The organism is Amycolatopsis sp. NPDC005961, from assembly GCF_040629235.1.
In the GTDB taxonomy this organism is placed as follows: domain Bacteria; phylum Actinomycetota; class Actinomycetes; order Mycobacteriales; family Pseudonocardiaceae; genus Amycolatopsis; species Amycolatopsis camponoti.
This window is the reverse complement of the sequence record NZ_JBEXVF010000076.1, coordinates 22,036-42,291: the sequence shown is the minus strand read 5'-3', so window position 1 is coordinate 42,291 and position 20,256 is coordinate 22,036. Positions and strand designations below refer to the sequence as shown.

General features: G+C 74.3%; 2 protein-coding genes. Both read right to left on the bottom strand.

Annotation, left to right across the window (positions count from 1 at the left end):
• A partial coding sequence (locus tag ABZ342_RS41210) for a type I polyketide synthase (protein WP_360485279.1) occupies positions 1–6,891 on the bottom strand: 6,891 nt, incomplete at its 3' end.
• Between the two features lie 40 nt (positions 6,892–6,931).
• The gene (locus ABZ342_RS41205) at positions 6,932–20,248 is read right to left on the bottom strand and encodes a type I polyketide synthase (protein ID WP_360485276.1); all 13,317 of its coding nucleotides are present in this window, start codon (positions 20,246–20,248) and stop codon (positions 6,932–6,934) included.
• Positions 20,249–20,256 lie beyond the last annotated feature (8 nt).

Here is a 20,256-nt window from a genome sequence, read left to right as displayed (position 1 = left end):
GACGTGCAGGTGGGCCAGCGCGGCGAGCAACGTCCGCTCCTCGGGGCGGTCCTTGCGCAGCGTCGCCGTCGCGGGCAGGGTCTCCTGCGCCAGCGCGGCGAGCACGCCGTCCGGGCCCAGCTCGACGGACTCGGTGACACCCAGCCCGCTCAGTGTGTCGACGGCGTCGGCGAACCGCACCGGTTCGCGGACCTGCCGCACCCAGTACACCGGCGTCAGGATCTCGTCGCCGGCCAGCCGGCCGGACACCGTGGAGACCAGCGGGATCTTCGGCGCGTGGAAGGTCAAGCCGTCGGCGACGGCCGCGAACGCGTCCAGCATCGGGTCCAGCAACGCCGAGTGGAACGCGTGCGACACCGTGAGCCGCCGGACCTTCCGGCCCGACGCGGCGAAGTGCTCCTCGACCGAAGCGACCGCGCCGGCTTCACCGGAGACGACCATCGCTTGTGGACCGTTGATGGCCGCGAACCCCGCGCCGTCGCCGAGCACGGCGGCGACCTCGTCCTCGGTGGCCTGCACGGCGAGCATCGCGCCGCCCGCGGGCAGCGCCTGCATCAGGCTCGCGCGGGCCGCGACCAGCCGGCAAGCGTCCTCGAGGGACAGCACCCCGGCGACGTGCGCGGCGGCCAGCTCACCGATCGAGTGCCCGGCCACGTAGTCCGGCCGGACGCCCCACGACTCCATGAGCCGGAACAGCGCCACCTCGATCGCGAACAACGCGGGTTGCGTGTACCCGGTCTCGTCGAGCGCCGACGCGTCACCGAAGACGACCTCACGCAACGGACGGTCCAGCTCCGCGTCGACCAGCGCGCACACCGCGTCGAAGGCGTCCGCGAACACGGGGAACCGCCCGTACAGCTCCGCACCCATCCCGACGCGCTGAGAACCCTGACCCGAGAACAGGAACGCCGACTTCCCGGCGGCCCGCGTCCCCCGGACCAGGTTCGCCGCGGGACCGCCGCCCGCGAGGGCTTCGAGACCGGTCGCCAGCTCCGCGAAGTCCACGCCGAGCACGACGGCCCGGTGCTCGAACGTGGCCCGCGCACCCAGACCGGCGGCGACAGCGGCGACGTCGGTGTCCCCCAGCCGCAGCAGGTCCCGCGCGGCGTCCCGGAGCGCGGCCTCGGACCGCCCGGACAGGGCCCAGGGAACCAGACCTTCCGAGGCGGCCGGAGACTCGGTCGCGGGCACGCCTTCGAGGATGACGTGGGCGTTCGTGCCGCTGACGCCGAACGACGACACGCCGGCGCGGCGGGGTCCGTCGTGCTCCGGCCAGTCCCGCGACTCGGTCAGCAGCGCCACCGCGCCGCTCTCCCAGTCGATGTGCCGCGACGGCCGGTCGACGTGCAGCGTCTTCGGCAGCAGGCCGTGCCCCAGGGAGAGGACCATCTTGATGATCCCGGCGACGCCCGCCGCCGCCTGGGTGTGCCCGATGTTGGACTTCAGCGAACCCAGCCACAGCGGGTGTTCACGGTCGCGGCCGTAGGTCACCAGCAGCGCCTGCGCCTCGATCGGGTCACCCAGCGTCGTGCCGGTGCCGTGCGCCTCGACGGCGTCCACATCGGACGGTGCCAGGCCCGCGTTCGCCAGCGCCGCCCGGATCACCCGCTGCTGCGAGGGCCCGTTCGGCGCGGTCAAGCCGTTCGACGCGCCGTCCTGGTTCACCGCGGAGCCGCGCACCAGCGCCAGCACCGGATGCCCGTTGCGCCGCGCGTCGGAGAGCCGCTCGACGAGGATGAGGCCGACACCTTCACCCCAGCCCGTGCCGTCCGCGCCGTCGGCGAACGCCTTGCACCGGCCGTCCTCGGCCAGGCCGCCCTGCTTGCTGAACTCCAGGAACGCGCCCGGCGTCGTCATCACGGTCACGCCGCCGACGAGAGCCATCGACGACTCGCCCGAGCGCAGCGACTGCGCGGCCCAGTGCAGCGCGACCAGCGACGACGAGCACGCGGTGTCGACCGTGACGGCGGGACCCTCCAGGCCCAGCACGTAGGAGATGCGGCCGGAGACGACCGAGCCGGCGTTCCCGGTCCCGGCGTGCCCGTCCGAACTGCCTTCGCCGGACTCGCGCAGCAGTGCCGCGTAGTCCTGCCCGTTGGTTCCGATGTAGACACCGACCTGGGAGCCACGCAGCGACAGCGGATCGATGCCCGCGCGCTCGAACGTCTCCCACGAGGTCTCCAGCAGCAGCCGCTGCTGCGGGTCCATCGCGAGGGCTTCGCGCGGCGAGATCCCGAAGAAGCCGGCGTCGAAGTCCGCGACGGCGTCGAGGAAACCGCCGTGACGCGTGTAGCTGGTGCCCGCGTGGTCGCGGTCCGGGTGGTACAGGTCGGCCAGGGGCCAGCCGCGGTCCTCCGGGAAGGTGCTGACGGCGTCACGCCCGCCCGCCAGCATGTCCCACAGGTCCTCGGGCGACCGCACGCCGCCGGGCAGGCGGCAGGCCATCGACACGATGGCGAGCGGTTCGTCCTCGACCGCCGTGGCGGTTCCCGTGACGACCGGCGTCGCGGCGGACCCGGCCAGCGCTTCGCGCAGGTAAGTGGCGACGGCGGCCGGGGTCGGGTAGTCGAACACCAGCGTCGCGGGCAGCGCGCGCCCGGTCGCGGCGCCGAGGCCGTTGCGCAGCTCGACGGCGGTCAGCGAGTCGACGCCGAGGTCCTTGAACGCCCGCCCGGGCTCGACCGCCTCCGGGCCGGGGTAGGCGAGCACGGCGGCGGCCTGGGTGCGGACGACGTCGAGCAGGAGCACCTGCTGGTCCTCGGTGGACAGTGCGGCCAGCCGCGCGACGAGGGGTTCCTGGTCGGGGGTGCGCATCGCGTCCCGCGCCTCGGGCAGGTCGCCGAGCAGCGGGCTGGGGCGGGTGGTGGTGAACCCGGGCACGAACTTCGCCCAGTCGACGTCGGCGACGATGGGGGTGGCGTCCCCGCTGCCGATCGCGCGGCGCAGGGCGGCGACCGCCAGGCGCGGCGCCATCGGCGGCACCCCGCCCCGGCGCATCCGGTCGGCGACCAGGTCGTCGGCCGCCATGCCGCTGCCGCCCCACGGGCCCCAGGCCACGGAGGTGGCGGGCAGCCCGGCGGCGCGGCGCTGTTCGGCGAGCGCGTCGAGCCCGGCGTTGGCGGCGGCGTAGGCGGCCTGCCCGACCGCGCCGAGGCTGCCCGCGAACGACGAGAACAGCACGAACGCGGACAGGGCGCGGTCACGGGTCAGTTCGTCGAGGTGGCGCGCGGCGTCGAGCTTGGGCCGGAAGACGGTGCCGAGTTGCTCGGCGGTGACGCCGTCGAGCACGGCGTCGTCGAGGACGCCGGCGGTGTGGATGACGGCGTCGAGGTCGGGCAGTCCGTCGAGGAGCCCGGCCACGGCGTCGCGGTCGGCGACGTCGCAGGCGGCGAGGGTGATCCGGGTGCCGAGCGCGGTCAGCTCGTCGCGCAGCGCCGCAGCGCCCGGGGCGTCGAGACCGCGGCGGCCGGCCAGGACGAGGTGTTCGGCGCCGGCTTCGGCGAGCGTGCGCGCGACGACCGCGCCCAGCGCGCCGGTGCCACCGGTGATCAACACGGTCCCGGCGGGCGACCACGGCTCGGCGGCCGGGCCGGTCGTCCGCCGCAAGCGGCGGCCGAAGACTCCCGACGCGCGCAATGCGAGCTGGTCCTCGGCCGAGTTCAGGACGGCCGTCAGCCGGTCGAGCGCGCGGTCGTCGAGGGTTTCGGGTAGGTCGACCAGGCCGCCCCAGCGCTGCGGGTACTCCAGCGCGGCGACGCGGCCGATGCCCCACAGCGGAGCCTGGTCCAGCGCGGTCAGCGGGTCGGACTGCCCGGTGGAGACGGCACCCCGCGTCGCGACCCAGACGGGAGCGGTCGCGGTGCGGACCAGCTCGATGGTGCGCAGCAGGGCCTCGGTGTCCCAGGCCAGTAGCGAAAGCACACCGTCCACAGCGGAGTGCTCGGCCAGCCGGTCGAGCGTGACGGGGACGAACCCGCGGCTCACCAGAGCGTCGAGCACCGGCGACGTGAAGTCCGCCGAAGGGACGACAGCCAGCCAGGTCCCCGAGAGCGGCTTCGGCGCCGGGGAAACCGGGGTCCAGCCGATCCCGTACCGCCAGGCATCCACAGTGGACTTTTCCTGGCGCTTCGCGCGATAAGCCGACAGCGCGGGCAGGAGGTCGCCGAGCGCGCCCTCCGGCAGATCCAGCACGTCGGTGAGAGTCCCGGTGTCCACAGCGGACCAGAACTCGTCGTCCCCGGTTCCGGTGGGGACCGACGGCTCCAGCCAGTAACGCTGACGCTGGAAGCGGTACGTGGGAAGGTCGACCCGGTGGCCGCCGCCCAGGAGGGCCGCCCAGTCGGGTCCGTGGCCGGACACGTGCATCCGGGCGAGCCCGGTCAGCGCGGCGGTCGTCTCGGGACGGTCGCGGCGCAGGAGCGCGGCGACGGCGGCACCGGTGGGCACGCAGTCCTGGACGAGCGCGGCCAGCGCGCCGTCGGGGCCCAGTTCCAGGAAGCCGGTCACCCCGGCCTCGGTCAGCCAGCCGACGCCGTCGGCGAAGCGCACGGCCTCACGGACGTGCGAAACCCAGTAGTCGGGCGAAGTCAGCCGGTCGGCGAGGGTGCCGGTGACGTTGGAGACGACCGCGATCTTCGGCGGGTGGAAGGTGAGGCCGTCGAGGACCCGGCGGAACTCGGCCAGCATCCCGTCCATGCGCGCGGAGTGGAACGCGTGCGAGACGTCGAGGCGCTTGGTCTTGCGGCCCATCCCGGCGAACCGCTCGGCGGCGGCCAGCACGACGTCCTCGTCACCCGACAGGACCAGCGAATCCGGACCGTTGACGGCGGCGATCGAGACCCCGTCCACCTCGTCCTCGGTGGCCTGCACGGCGACCATCGCGCCCCCGGCGGGCAGCGCCTGCATCAGACGGCCACGCGCGGCCACCAGCGTGCAGGCGTCAGCCAGGGAAAGCACTCCGGCCAGGTGCGCGGCGACCAACTCGCCGATCGAATGGCCGAGCAGGTAGTCCGGCTGGTAGCCCCAGGACTCGGCCAGCCGGTAGAGCGCCACCTCGACCGCGAACAGAGCGGGCTGGGTGTACGCCGTCTCGTCGAGGTGCTCACCCGAAGCGATCACCGTCCGCAGTGGACGGTCGAGGTGGCGGTCGAACTCCGCGCACACCTCGTCGAACGCGGCGGCGAAGACCGGGAACCGTTCGTGCAGCTCGCGTCCCATGCCGATGCGCTGGGAACCCTGGCCGGTGAACAGGAAGGCCAGCTTTCCCGGCCGGATCGTGCCGCGCACCAGGCCCGGCGCCGCACCGTCCGCGGCGAGGGCGTCGAGGCCGCGCAGCAGTTCTCCCCGCCCCTCGGCGAGGATGACCGCGCGGTCGTCGAGAGCGGCCCGGCCGGTGCCGAGCGACCAGGCGAGGTCGGCCAGGTTTTCTTTCTCCGCCACGGATCGGAGGCTCGCGACCTGCTCGCGCAGGGCGGCCGTGCCCCGCGCGGAGACCAGGAACGGCCAGGGCCCGGCCGAAGCCGGGGTTTCCTCGGCCTCCTCGGCCGCGGGCGGTTCGGAGAGCAGGACGTGGGCGTTGGTGCCGCTGACGCCGAACGCGGACACCCCGGCGCGGCGGGGCGCGTCGCGCTCCGGCCACGGCATCGGCTCGCCCAGCAGCTCGACCGACCCGGCCGCCCAGTCCACGTGGGACGACGGCTCGTCCAGGTGCAGGGTGTGCGGCAGGTGCCCGTGCCGCAGGGCCAGGACCATCTTGATGACGCCGGCCGCGCCGGAGGCGGCCTGGGTGTGCCCGATGTTGGACTTCACCGCGCCGACCCGCAGCGGCCGGTCCGCCGGGCGGTTCTGCCCGTAGGTGGCCAGCAGTGCCTGGGCTTCGATCGGGTCGCCCAGCGTGGTGCCGGTGCCGTGCGCCTCGACGACGTCGACGTCGGCGGGCGAAAGACCGGCGGAAGCCAGGGCCGCGCGGATCACCCGCTGCTGCGACGGGCCGTTCGGGGCGGTCAGGCCGTTGGACGCGCCATCGGAGTTGACGGCCGAGCCCTCGACGACGGCGAGCACGGGGTGGTTGCGGCGGCGCGCGTCGGACAGGCGCTCGAGCAGCAGCAGGCCGACGCCCTCGCCCCAGCCGGTACCGTCGGCGGCTTCGGCGAAGGGCTTGCAGCGGCCGTCCCCGGCGAGGCCGCCCTGGCGGGCGAACTCGAGGAACACGGCCGGGGTCGACATGATCGTGGCGCCGCCGGCCAGCGCGAGGGAGCACTCGCGCTTGCGCAGGGCCTGGCAGGCGAGGTGCAGGGCGACCAGCGCGGACGAGCACGCCGTGTCGACGGTGACCGCGGGTCCTTCGAGGCCGTAGCTGTAGGCGAGCCGCCCGGACAGGACGCTGCCCGCGTTGCCGGTGAGCAGGTGCCCGGCGACCTCGCCGGTCTCACTGCCGAGGCCGTACCCGGACGGCGTCGAGCCGACGAAGACCCCCGCGGACGTCCCGGCCAGGGAGCCGGGGTCGATGCCGGCGCGTTCGAAGACCTCCCACGAGACTTCGAGCAGCAGCCGCTGCTGCGGGTCGGTGGCGAGCGCCTCGCGCGGGCTGATGCCGAAGAACGCCGGGTCGAACGTCGTGGCGGTGTCGATGAACCCGCCCGTGCGCGCGTAGTCGCCATCACCGAGGTCCCAACCACGATCGGCCGGGAACGCCGACATCGCGTCGGTCCCGTCGGAGACCAGGTCCCAAAGATCCTCCGGGGAGGTCACGCCGCCGGGGAACCGGCAGCCCATCGCGACGATCGCGATCGGCTCCTTCTCCCCCGCCTCCAGCTCCTGGAGGCGTTGCCGGGTCTCGGCGAGGTCGGTCGTAACCCACTTCAGGTAGTCCCGGAGCTTCTCTTCGTTCACCAGCGCCCTCGTGGTCCTGTGCGGTCCACCGGCGCGGGCATCACGACCTGCCGAGCTCCCGGTGGATGAAGTCGAAAATTTCGTCGTCCGTCGCGCCTTCGAGCTGCTGGGCGGCCCGGGGACGGCCGTCGGACGCCCGGGCTTCTCCCAGCTTGTTCAGCATGGTCTGAAGTCGGCTGGTGATTTGCCCAAAGGTGTCATCGTCTGGGGAAACCCCTGAAACCAGCGCCTCGATCCGGTCCAGCTCCCCCAGGACCGAAACTTCCTCGCCGACCAGCGCCGAGAGCAGGAACCCGGCCAGCGCGGACGGGGTCGGGTGGTCGAAGACGAGCGTGGCGGGCAGCTTCAGCCCGGTCGCCGCGCGCAGGCGGTTGCGCAGCTCGACCGCCGTCAGGGAGTCGAAGCCGATCTCCTTGAACGGCCGGTTCGCGTCGATCTCCTCGGCACCCGCGTGCCCGAGCACCCGGGCGATGGCCTCGCGGACGTGGTCGAGGACCACGCGCTCCTGTTCGACGGGCGGCAGGCCGGCCAACCGGCTCGCGAAGTCCGCCGACTCGGCTTCGGCCGGCCGGGCTTCGAGGGCCCGGCGAACGGCCGGGAGGTCGTCGAGCAGCGGACGCGGCCGCGCGGCGGTGAAGCCCTGCACGAATCGCTCCCAGTCGACGTCGGCGACGGTGAGCACGGTCTCGTCGCGGTCGATCGCCTGCCCCAGCGCGAGCAGCGCCCGCTCCGGCGGCATCGCGCCCACACCCCGGCGGCGCAGGTGCTCCTCGGCGTCGTTGTCGCCCGCCATGCCCGCGCCCTGCCACGCGCCCCACGCGACCGACGTGGCGGTGAGCCCGCGGTCCCGGCGGCGCTGCGCGAGCGCGTCGAGGAACGCGTTGCCCGCCGCGTACGCGCCCTGCCCGCCGCTGCCCCAGACGCCGGCGTTGGAGGAGAACAGCACGAACGCGTCGACGTCGCCGAGGAGCTCGTCGAGGTGGGTGGCGCCGGCGACCTTGGCCGACACCACCTCGGCGAACTCGGTCAGCTCGGTGTCGTCGAGCGCGGTGCCCTGGACGATTCCGGCCGCGTGGAAGACGGCCCGTACCGGCTCATCCAGCTCGTCGAGCAGCGTTTTCAGGGCCGTGCGGTCGGCGACGTCGCAGGGCACGATCGTCGTCGTGGCGCCGAGCGCGGTCAGCTCGTCGCGGAGCTCGGCCGCGCCGGGTGCCGCTTCACCGCGCCGGCTGGTGAGCACCAGGCGTTGCGCGCCGCGGCCGGCGAGCCAGCGGGCGACGTGGGCGCCGAGCGCGCCGGTGCCGCCGGTGATCAGCACGGTGCCGGACGGCCGCCAGTCGCGGGCCGGGGCGCCGTCGCCGAGCGGGGCCGGCACCAGGCGGCGGGTGAGGACCCCGGACGCGCGGACGGCGACCTGGTCCTCGTCACCCGCCCCGGCCAGGACTTCGGCCAGCCGCTGCCGGTCGCGGTCGCCGGTCGTGTCCGGCAGGTCGACCAGGCCGCCCCAGCGGTCGGCGTGTTCCAGGCCGATGACCCGGCCCAGCCCCCAGATCTGGGACTGCGCCGCGTCGGTCACGGCGTCGTGGCGGCCGGTGGCCACCGCGCCCGCCGTGGCGAGCCACAGCGGGGCGGTGATCCCGGCGTCGCCGAGCGCCTGGGTGAGGAGCAGGGTGTTCGCGACGCCGCGCGGGAGCACCGGGTGCGCGGTCGCGTCGAGGGCGAGCAGGGAGAGCACGCCGTCCACCGGGGCGAGGTCGACGAGGCGCTTGCCGAGCGCGGCGCGGTCGGTGGCGCCGACGGTGATCGGGACGGCGGTCCCGACGGCCCGCACCGCGGCGTCGAGCCACGGGTGGTCCCCGCCCTCCGGCAGGACGACCAGCCAGGTGCCGGTGAGCGCCTTCGCTTCGATGGCCGAGGGTTTCCAGGTGATGCGGTAGCGCCAGCTGTCCACAGTGGACTTTTCCAGCCGCGTGCGCCGCCAGGACGCGAGCGCGGGCAGGACGTCGCCGAGGGGTTCCGGCGCGACGGCCAGGGTGCCGGCGATCGACGCCAGGTCCTCGCGTTCCACGGCGGCCCAGAACTGCTCGTCGACGGGGTCGCCGGCGGGCGCCGCGGTAGGCTTGACCGTCGGCCAGAACCGGCGGTGCTGGAACGGGTAGGTGGGCAGGGCGATCGTGCGCGTCTCCGGGAGGAACGTCCGCCAGTCGACGTCGTGTCCCTGCGTCCACAGATCGGCGACCGAGGTCAGGAACCGGCGCGGGCCGCCTTCGCCGCGTCGCAGCGTCCCGACGACGACGCCCGGGGTGTCGTCGAGGGTCTCCTGGATCGCGGAGAGGAGCACCGGGTGCGGGCTGACCTCGACGAAGAACCGGTGTCCGCGCTCGATGAGCGCGCGGGTCGTGTCGAGGAAGCGGACCGGCTCGCGCAGGTTCCGGTACCAGTAGCCGGCGTCGAGGGTCGCGGTGTCGACCGGCTCGGCCGTCACCGCTGAGTAGAACGGGACGTCGCCGGTGCGCGGGCTCAGACCGGCCAGGACTTCGTGGAGTTCGTTGCGGATGCCCTCGACGTAGACGGAGTGCGAGGCGTAGTCGACCGGGATGCGGCGGGCCCGGATGCCCTTTTCGGCGCACTGGGCGATCAGGTCGTCCAGCGCGGCCGGGTCGCCGCACACCACGGTCGAGGCCGGGCTGTTGTAGGCCGCGATCGCGACCCCCTCCGGCAGCAGGTCCGCCACGCGACCGGCATCGAGGGCGATCGACGCCATGCCGCCCTGGCCCGCGAGCCCGGCGGCGATCGCCTTGCTGCGCAGCGCGACGACCTTGGCACCGTCCTCGAGAGACAGTCCACCCGCGACGACCGCGGCCGCGATCTCGCCTTGCGAGTGCCCGGCGACGGCGTCCGGCTCGATCCCGTGTGACCGCCAGAGCGCGGCCAGGGACACCATCACGGCCCAGGACGCGGGTTGCACGACGTCGACCCGGGCCAGCGCGTCCGCGTCGCCCAGTGCGTCGGTCAGCGACCAGTCCACGTGCGGGGCCAGCGCGGCGGCGCATTCGGCGATCCGCCGCGCGAAGACGGGCTCGTCGAGCAGCTCGACGGCCATCCCCGCCCACTGCGCACCTTGGCCGGGGAAGACGAACACCGTCTCCCCCGCGGCCCCGGCGGTTCCGGCGACGGTGGCAGCCGGTTCGCGGTGATCGTCGAGGATGACCGCGCGGTGCTCGAAAGCCGAGCGGGTGGTCACCAGCGACCAGGCGATCTCGGCGACGCTCCCCGGCACCTCGGCGAGCGCGGCCACCTGGTCCCGGAGCGCCGCTTCCGACCGGGCAGAGATCACCCAGGGCGCGCGTTCGTCGTCTACAGTCGACTCGACCAGTGGCTCGGGGACCTGCTCCACGATGATGTGCGCGTTGGTGCCGCTGACGCCGAACGACGAGATTCCCGCGCGACGCGGTCGCTCACGCTCGGGCCAGGGACGTGACTCGGTGAGCAGGGAGACCGCACCGCTGTCCCAGTCGACGTGCCGCGAAGGCTCGCCGACGTGGAGGGTCGCGGGGAGCACGCCTCGGCGCATCGCGAGGACCATCTTGATGACCCCGGCGACGCCCGCGGCCGCCTGCGTGTGCCCGATGTTCGACTTGATCGAGCCGAGCCACAGCGGTTCTTCGCGGTCCCGGCCGTAGGTGGCCAACAAGGCCTGCGCTTCGATCGGGTCACCCAGGGTTGTCCCGGTGCCGTGCGCCTCGACGGCGTCCACATCGGACGGTGCCAGGCCCGCGTTCGCCAGCGCGGCCCGGATCACCCGCTGCTGCGAAGGTCCGTTCGGTGCGGTCAAGCCGTTCGACGCGCCGTCCTGGTTGACCGCGCTACCCCGGACGATCGCGAGCACCGGGTGCCCGTTGCGCCGCGCGTCGGACAGCCGTTCGACGAGGACGACGCCGACGCCTTCGCCCCAGCCCGTGCCGTCCGCCTCGTCGGCGAAGGCCTTGCACCGGCCGTCGGACGCGAGACCGCGCTGCCGGCTGAACTCGACGAACAGGCCGGGGGTCGACATGATCGTCACGCCGCCGGCCAGCGCCAGCGAGCACTCGCCCGCCCGCAGGGACTGGGCGGCCAGGTGCAGCGCGACCAGCGACGACGAGCACGCCGTGTCGACGGTCATCGCCGGGCCTTCCAGCCCGAGCTCGTAGGCGATCCGTCCGGAAAGGACACTGCCCGCGCTGCCGGTGGCGAGGTAGCCGTCGACGCTCTCCGCACCGAAGTGCAGCGCCGCGGTGTAGTCCTGGCCGTTGGTCCCGGCGAACACCCCGACGGGCGCGCCGCGCACCGACAGCGGGTCGACGCCCGCCTGCTCCAAGGCCTCCCAGGACGCTTCCAGCAGCAGCCGCTGCTGGGGGTCCATGGCCAGCGCCTCGCGCGGCGAGATCCCGAAGAACTCGGCGTCGAACCGGTCGGCGCCGGCCAGGAAGCCGCCTTCGCGCACGTAGGTCGTCCCCGCGTGGTCAGGATCGGGGTCGTAGAGCGCGTCGGTGTCCCAGCCGCGGTCGGCCGGGAACTCCGAGACCGCGTCCCGGCCCTCGGCGAGCAACGCCCACAGCTCGTCCGGATTCTTCACGCCGCCGGGGAACCGGCAGCTCATGCCGACGATGGCGATCGGCTCGTCGGTGTTCCGGACGACCGCCGTCTGGTCGGCCTCGGCCTCCCCCAGCAGCTCGGCGCGCAGGTACGCGGCCAGCGCCGTCGCGGTCGGGTAGTCGAAGGCGAGCGTGGCCGGGAGCCGCAGCCCGGTCGCCGTGTCGAGGCGGTTGCGCAGCTCGACGGCGGTCAGCGAGTCGAAGCCGAGCTCCTTGAAGGTGCGGCCGGCCGCGACGTCGTCGGCCGAGCGGTGGCCGAGCGCGAGAGCGACCTGCTCGCGGACCAGCTTGAGCAGCTGCCGGTCGGCATCCGGGGCGGACAGCTCGAGCCGGTCCGTCGTGGCGGGCGTGAGCTGCCGCACCTCGGGCAGCCCGGCGATCAGCGGGCTCGGCCGGTGCGCGGTGAGCGCGGCGGCGAACCGCTCCCAGTCGACGTCGGCGACGGTGACGGCCGCTGCGCCACCGTTCACCGCGGCCCGCAGCGCGGCGATGGCGCGGTCGGGCCGCACCGGGGCGAGCCCGGTGCGGCCGAGGTGCTCCTCGGCGGCCGACGCCGTGGCCATGCCGCCGTCGGCCCACGGGCCCCAGGCGATCGACGTCGCGGCGAGCCCCTGGGCCCGGCGCTGTTCGGCGAGGGCGTCGAGGTAGGCGTTCGCGGCGGCGTAGTTACCCTGCCCGGCCGCGCCGAAGGTACCCGCGCACGAGGAAAAGAGGACGAACGCCTCCAGCCCGGCGGTCAGTTCGTGCAGGTGCCGGGCGGCGACGGCCTTCGCGTCGACGACCTCGGCCAGGCGTTCGGGGGTGAGGGCTTCGAGGACGCCGTCGGCCAGGACACCGGCGGTGTGCACGACGGCGGTGAGGTCGCCGACGGACTCGATCGTCGCTTCGAGGGCGGCGCGATCGGTGACGTCGCAGGCCAGGACGTCGACGCGAACGCCGAGTTCGGTCAGCTCGGTCTTGAGGTCGTCGGCACCCGGCGCGTCGGGGCCGCGGCGGCTCGTCAGGACGAGACCCTCGACGCCGGCACCGGCCAGCCACCGTGCGACGTGCCGGCCCAGAGCGCCGGTGCCGCCGGTGACGAGGACCGTGCCGCTCGGCTGCCACGGGACCGACGGCGGTGCGGTGCGACGGACGAGCCGGCGGGCCAGGACCTCCGAGCCGCGGATGGCGACCTGGTCCTCGCCGGTCGCGCTCTCGAGGACCGCTCGCAACGTCTTCTCGTCGGCATCGGCGGACAGATCGACGAGGCCGCCCCAGCGGTGCGGGTGCTCCAGCGCGACCGTGCGCCCGAGCCCCCAGACCATCGCCTGCTCCGGGTCCGGCACGTCGCCCTCCGCCGCGGCGACCGCGGCCCGGGTGACGCACCACAGCGGCGCGTCGATCTCCGCGTCACCGAGGGCCTGGACGAGCGAGAGCTGCCCGGTCACGTCCAAAGTAGACAGGATGCCCGTGACGTCCCGGCCCCGCAGGCGCGCGGCGAGCGAGGCACGGTCGTCGGCGGAGGTGACTTCGAGGACGTCATCGGCGAAGTGCGGGTCCGAGCCGGCGGGGACCACCGCGAGCCATCGGCCGTCGAGGCGGCTCTCGCCGCCGTCGACGGGCGTCCAGGTGACTTCGTACTGGCCGGCCGGGGCCGGTCCACGCTCGCGCCAGGCCGTCAAGGCTTCGAGGTCACCGTTCTCGACGGCCGCCCAGAACCGCGCGTCCGGGGCCGGCCGGGTCTCGAGCCAGAAACGCGTGCGCTGGAACGGATACGTCGGCAGGGTGACCGTGCCACCGGGACGACCGGGGTGCGCGGCGTGCAGGACGGACGGCCAGTCGACGGTGTGACCGCGCGTGTGCGCGTCGGCCAGCGCGGTCAGCAGGCTCCGGTATTCGTCACGGTCCTTGCGCAGCAACGGAACCACCGGGAATCCGGCGAGCGCCGAGAGCACGCCGTCGGGGCCGAGTTCGAGCCCTCGCGTGACGCCGAGACCGGCGAGGGCGGCCGCGGCGTCGGCGAACCGCACCGGCTCGCGGACCTGACGCACCCAGTACTCCGGGGTCAGGATCTCGTCGCCGGCGAGCCGTCCGGACACGGTGGACACCAGGGGAATCGTGGGCGCGCCGAAGGACAAGGACCCGGCCACGCGGGCGAACTCGGCCAGCATCGGGTCCATCAGCGCCGAGTGGAACGCGTGCGACACCGTGAGCCGCCGGACCTTCCGGCCCAGCCCGGCGAAGTGCCGCTCGATCGACGCGACCGCGACGGCCTCGCCGGACACCACCACGGCCGCAGGCCCGTTCACCGCGGCCAAGCCCGCACCGTCGGTCCGGAGCGCCGCAACCTCGTCCTCCGTGGCCTCGACAGCCAGCATCGCGCCGCCGGCGGGCAACGCCTGCATGAGTCCCGCCCGCGCGGTGACGAGCCGGCAAGCGTCCTCGAGGGACAGCACACCGGCGACGTGCGCCGCGGCTATCTCACCGATCGAGTGGCCGGCCACGTGGTCCGGGACCACGCCCCACGACTCCAGCAACCGGAACAGCGCCACCTCGACCGCGAACAGCGCCGGTTGCGTGTACCCCGTCCGATCGAGCGCCGAAGCGTCGCCGAAGACGACCTCCCGCAACGGCCGCTCCAGGTCGGCGTCGACCAGCGCGCACACCGCGTCGAACGCGTCCGCGAACACCGGGAACCGCTCGTACAGCTCGGCCCCCATCCCGACGCGCTGCGAACCCTGGCCCGAGAACAGGAATGCCGTCTTGCCCGGCTCCGCGGATCCGGGCCGCACCGCGGCGAGCCCGGCGAGCAGGTCGTCACGGCCGTCACCCACGACCACGGCCCGGTACTCGAAAGCCGACCGCGCGGCGAGCGCGAGCGCGATGTCCGCCGGGTCTCCGTCGACGGAGGACAGGCCGCGCGCGGCATCCAGCACCGCTTGCGCGGTCCGGCCCGAAAGCACCCACGGCACCACGCCGGTGGACGGTTCACTGTGGACAGCCGGAACCGCCGGCGGCTCTTCGAGGATGACGTGCGCGTTGGTCCCGCTGACGCCGAACGACGACACACCCGCGCGGCGCGGCCGGTCACCGGCAAGCCACTCCTGGGCCTCGGTCAGGAGGCGCACCTCACCGGACGTCCAGTCGACCCGGTCCGACGGCCGGTCCACGTGCAGCGTCTTCGGCAGCGTTCCGCCGCGCATCGCGAGGACCATCTTGAGCACCCCGACCACGCCCGACGCGGCTTGCGTGTGGCCCACGTTGGACTTCACCGAGCCCAGCCACAGCGGGCGCTCCCGGTCCTGGCCGTAGGTCTCCAGCAGCGCCTGCGCCTCGATCGGGTCGCCCAGCGTCGTGCCCGTCCCGTGCGCCTCGACCGCGTCCACATCGGACGGTTCGAGGCCCGCGTTCGCCAGTGCCGCACGGATCACGCGTTGCTGCGACGGGCCGTTCGGGGCACTCAGGCCGTTCGACGCGCCGTCCTGGTTCATCGCCGAGCCGCGCAGGACCGCGAGCACCGGGTGGCCGAGCCGCCGGGCGTCCGACAGGCGCTCGACCAGGACCAGCGCGACGCCCTCACCCCAGCCGGTGCCGTCGGCCGCGTCGGCGAAGGACTTGCACCGTCCGTCGCCGGCCAGGCCGCCCTGCTTGGCGAACTCCTGGAACGCGCCCGGCGTCGCCATCACCGTCACGCCGCCGGCCACCGCCATCGACGACTCGCCGGAGCGGACCGACTGCGCGGCCAGGTGCAGCGCCACCAGCGACGACGAGCACGCCGTGTCCACGGTCACCGCCGGGCCTTCGAGACCGAGCACGTAGGACACCCGCCCGGACACGACCGCGCCGGCGTTCCCGGTGAGCAGATGCCCTTCGACCTCTTCGGCCGCCTCGGTGTGACCGGTCGCGTAGCCCTGGGTGCCGCAGCCGACGAACACGCCGGCGGCGCTGCCGCGCAGCGAACGCGGGTCGATCCCGGCGCGCTCGAAGACCTCCCACGCGCTCTCCAGCAGCAGCCGCTGCTGCGGGTCCATGGCCAGGGCTTCCCGGGGTGAGATCCCGAAGAAGCCGGCGTCGAACTCGTCGGCGTCGTGGACGAACCCGCCCACCCCGTCGGGGTCCCAGCCGCGGTTCGCCGGGAAGGCCGACAGGCCCTCGGCGCCGGCGGAAACCAGGTCCCACAGGTCTTCCGGCGAGCGCACGTCGCCGGGCAGGCGGCACGCCATCGACACGATGACGATCGGCTCGTCGGTGTCCACCCGGGACACCGGCCGATCGGCCGCCACGGGGCCGGCGTCGAGCAACCGGTGTCCCAGCAGCGCGGCGAGCCGCCGCGGGTCCGGGTGGTCGAACAGCACGACGGCGGGCAGCTTGAGCCCGGTCGCCGCGACGAGCCGGTTGCGCACCTCCAGGGCGATCAGGGAGTCGACGCCCAGGTCGCGGAAGGCCCGGTCGGGCTCGATCGAGCCCGGCCCGGGGTAGCCCAGGACGGCGGCGGTCTCGGCCCGCACGAGGTCGAGCAGCGCTTCGGCCCGCGCGGCCTCGGTCAGGCCGGAAAGCCTTTGTCGTAAGGGGGAATCCGCCTCGACGGGCGTGTCCGCGAGGGCCGCGCGGACCTGGGGCAGCTCGTCGAGCAGGGGGCGCGGGCGCGCCGCGGTGAAGGCGGGGGCGAACCGCGCCCAGTCCATGTCGGCGACGGCCAGGAACGTCTCGTCGGCGTCGAGGGCCTGGTGCAACGCGGTGAGCGCGAGGGCGGGGTCCATCGCGCGGATGCCCCGGCGGCGCAGCTGCTCCGCGGAGCCGTCGGCGGTCATGCCCGCGCCGGCCCAGGCTCCCCAGGCGACGGAGGTCGCGGTCAGGCCGCGGTCCCGGCGGTGCTGCGCGAGGGCATCGAGGGCGGCGTTGGCCGCGGCGTACGCGGCCTGGCCGCCGCCACCCCAGACACCCGCGTTGGAGGAGAACACCACGAAGGCGTCGAGGTCCCCGGTGAGCAGGGCATCGAGGTTGGCGGCGCCCTCGACCTTCGCGCGCAGCGTGTCGGCGACTTCGGCGCGGTCGGTGTCGGCGAGGGCGGCCGAGCGGCCCACCCCGGCCGCGTGCACGACGGTGCGAGGTTCGATGCCGGCGAGCAGGGTGGCCAGGGCGTCGCGGTCGGCGACGTCGCAGGCGGCGATGGTCACCTCGACGCCGAGCGCCGTCAGCTCTTCGCGCAGCTCGGCGGCGCCGTCGGCGTCGGGACCGCGGCGGCTGGTCAGGACGAGGTGCTCGGCACCCGCACCCGCCAGCCAGCGGGCCACGTGCGCACCGAGCGCCCCGGTGCCGCCGGTGATCAGGGCGGTTCCGCTCGTCCGCCATTCGCGTGCGGTACGGCCGAGAGGTGCCGGGACCAGGCGGCGGACCAGCACCCCGGCGGCGCGGATGGCGACCTGGTCCTCGCTCGCGTCGGCGAGCACCCGGGCCAGGCGGCCGAGCGCGCGGTCGTCGAGGGTCTCGGGCAGGTCGACGAGGCCGCCCCAGCGGTCCGGGTGCTCCAGGCCCACAACCCGGCCCATGCCCCAGATCTGCGCTTGATCCGGGCTGGTCAGCCGGTCGGAACGGCCGGTGGAGACCGCGCCGCGGGTCAGCAGCCACAGCGGCGCGGCGACCGCCCGGACCAGCTCGATGGTGGCGTAGAGGCCGTCGTCGGCGAAGGCGAGCAAGGACAGGACGCCGGTCACGCCTTCGGCGGGCAGCTCCGGGAGCGGGGCGCCGGGCTCGACGGTCACCAGGAACGGCTCGGCGCCGTGCGCGGCCAGACCGTCGACGAGGTCACCGGCCGGGTGGCCGGCGGGAGCGACGACCAGCCACCGGCCGGTCAGCCGGGCTTCGGGCGGGGTCGCCGGCTGCCACGCGATGCGGTAGCGCCAGCCGTCCACAACGGACTGATCGTGTCGGCGCCTGCGGTATTGGGCGAGGCCGGGCAGGACATCGGCGAGCGCGGTCGCGTCCACGTCCAGCGAAGCGGCGAGCCCGTCGGCGTCCCCACTGTCCACAGCGGACCAGAAGTGGTCGTCGGCCGCGCCCGTGGCCTTCTCGGCGGGAGTCAGCCAGTAGCGTTCGCGCTGGAAGGGGTAGGTGGGCAGGTCCACGCGCCGCGCGCCGGGGAAGAGCCCGGCCCACTCGACCGGCGCACCGCGGGTCCACAGCTCGGCCAGCGACGTCAGGAAGCGCGGCAGGCCGCCCTCCCCGCGGCGCAGCGAGCCGACGACGACGGGCTCGTCCAGGGTCTCCTGGATGGCCGCGGCGAGCACGGGGTGGGCGCTGACCTCGACGAACGTGGTGAACCCCGCCTCGGCGAGGCCGCGCACGGCCGTGTCGAACAAAACCGTCCGGCGCAGGTTCCGGTACCAGTAGCCGGCGTCCATCGTGCGGGTGTCGATCCGCTCGCCGAGCACCGAAGAGTGGAGCGGGATCGCGGCTTCGCGCGGGGTGACCGGGGCGAGCGCGTCGAGCAGGGCGTCCTCGATCGCCTCGACGTGCGCGGAGTGCGACGCGTAGTCCACCGGGATCCGGCGGGCGCGGACGCCTTCGGCCACCACGGTTTCGATCAGCTCGTCGAGCGCTTCCGGCTCGCCGGAGAGCACGACCGAGCCCGGGCCGTTGACCACGGCCACGCTGATCCGCTCGTCCAGCCGCGGGGTGATCTCGGTGACGGACAGCGCGACCGAGGCCATCCCGCCCTGGCCGGCGAGCTGCTGGGCGATGAGCTTGCTCCGCAAAGCAACCACGCGAGCACCGTCCTCAAGGGACAGTGCGCCCGAGACGACGGCAGCGGCGATCTCGCCCTGGGAGTGCCCGACGACGGCGCCGGGCTTGACGCCCGCCGACTGCCAGAGCGCGGCGAGGGAGACCATCACGGCCCAGGAGGCCGGCTGCACGACGTCGACCCGGGCCAGCGCGTCCGCGTCGCCGAGGACGTCCGTCAGGGTCCACTCCACGTGCGGGGCGAGCGCGGCTTCGCACTCGGCGATCCTGGCGGCGAAGAGGGGCTCGTCGAGCAGGCCGACAGCCATCCCGGCCCACTGCGCGCCCTGGCCGGGGAAGACGAAGGCCGTCTTGCCCAGGGGTGCGGCGACACCCTGGACGACCTCGGCCGACGGCGTCGCGTCCGCGAGCGCGTCCAGGCCGCGGACCAGGTCTTCGACGGTGGTACCGACCACGGCGGCGCGGTGTTCCCAGGCGGTGCGGGCGGTGGCCAGGCTCAGGCCGACATCGGCCGGCCTTTCTCCGGTGACGTGCTTGCGTAGCCGGTCGGCCTGCTCGCGCAGGGCTCCGGCGGTGCGGCCCGACAGCACCCAGGCCGACGGGCCTTGCGGCGCTTCGGTTTCCTCGGTTGCGGACGCGGGCGCGGCTTCGAGCACGACGTGGGCGTTCGTGCCGCCGACGCCGAACGAGGAGACCCCGGCCCGGCGGGGCGCGCCGGTCTCGGGCCAGGCGGTGTGCTCGGTCAGCAGCTCGACCGCGCCGCGCGTCCAGTCGACCTGCGCGGACGGCTCGGTGACGTGCAGCGTGCGGGGCAGCTCGCCGTGGCGCAGGGCCAGGACCATCTTCATCACGCCGGCGACGCCGGCGGCGGCCTGGGTGTGCCCGATGTTGGACTTGATCGAGCCGAGCCGCAGCGAGTGCTCGCGGTCGCGTCCGTACGTCGCGAGCAGGGCCTGCGCCTCGATCGGGTCACCCAGCGTGGTGCCGGTGCCGTGCGCCTCGACGGCGTCCACTTCGGACGGTTTGAGGCCGGCGTTGGCGAGCGCGGCGCGGATGACGCGTTGCTGCGAAAGACCGTTGGGGGCGGTGAGGCCGTTGGAGGCGCCGTCGGAGTTGACGGCGGAGCCGCGCAGGACGGCGAGGACCGGGTGGCCGTTCTTGCGGGCGTCGGACAGCCGCTCGACGAGCAGCACGCCGGCGCCTTCGCCCCAGCCGGTGCCGTCGGCGGTGTCGGCGAACGACTGGCAGCGGCCGGAGGCGGAAACCCCGCCCTGGCTGGTGAACTCGACGAAGACGGCGGGCGTGGCCATCACGGTGACGCCGCCGGCGAGCGCCATCGAGCACTCCCCCGCGCGCAGCGCCTGCACGGCGAGGTGCAGCGCGACGAGCGAGGACGAGCAGGCGGTGTCGACGGTGACGGTGGGGCCTTCGAGCCCGAAGGTGTAGGCGATCCGGCCCGACGCGACGGACACGGCGCTGCCGGTGAGCAGGTGGCCGCGGACCTCGTCGGGGAGGGTGTCGAAGTCGGTGGAGCCATAAGCCTGGTTGCTGCAGCCGATGAAGACGCCGGTGTCGCTGGCCTGCAGGGCTTTTCGGTCCAGCCCGGCGCGTTCGAAGGTTTCCCACGAGACTTCGAGGAGCAGACGCTGCTGCGGGTCCATGGCGAGGGCCTCGCGCGGCGAGATGCCGAAGAAGCCGGGGTCGAAGTCGCCGGCATTGTCGAGGAACCCGCCCTCGGCGGTGTTGCTGCCGGCGAGCTCGGCGGCGGTCCAGTTCCGGTCTGCGGGGAAGCTTCCGATGGCGTCGGTGCCGGTGCGGAGCAGATCCCAGAGCTGTTCGGGGTCGTTCACCCCGCCCGGGAAACGGCAGCCCATCGCGACGACGGCGATCGGTTCCCTGGAGGCGGCCGCGAGCCGGTCGTTCTGTTCGCGCAGCCGTTTGTTGTCCCGCAAGGACGCCCGGAGCGCTTCGACGACCTTGTCCTTGTCCGAAGACAGTGCCACCAGGTACC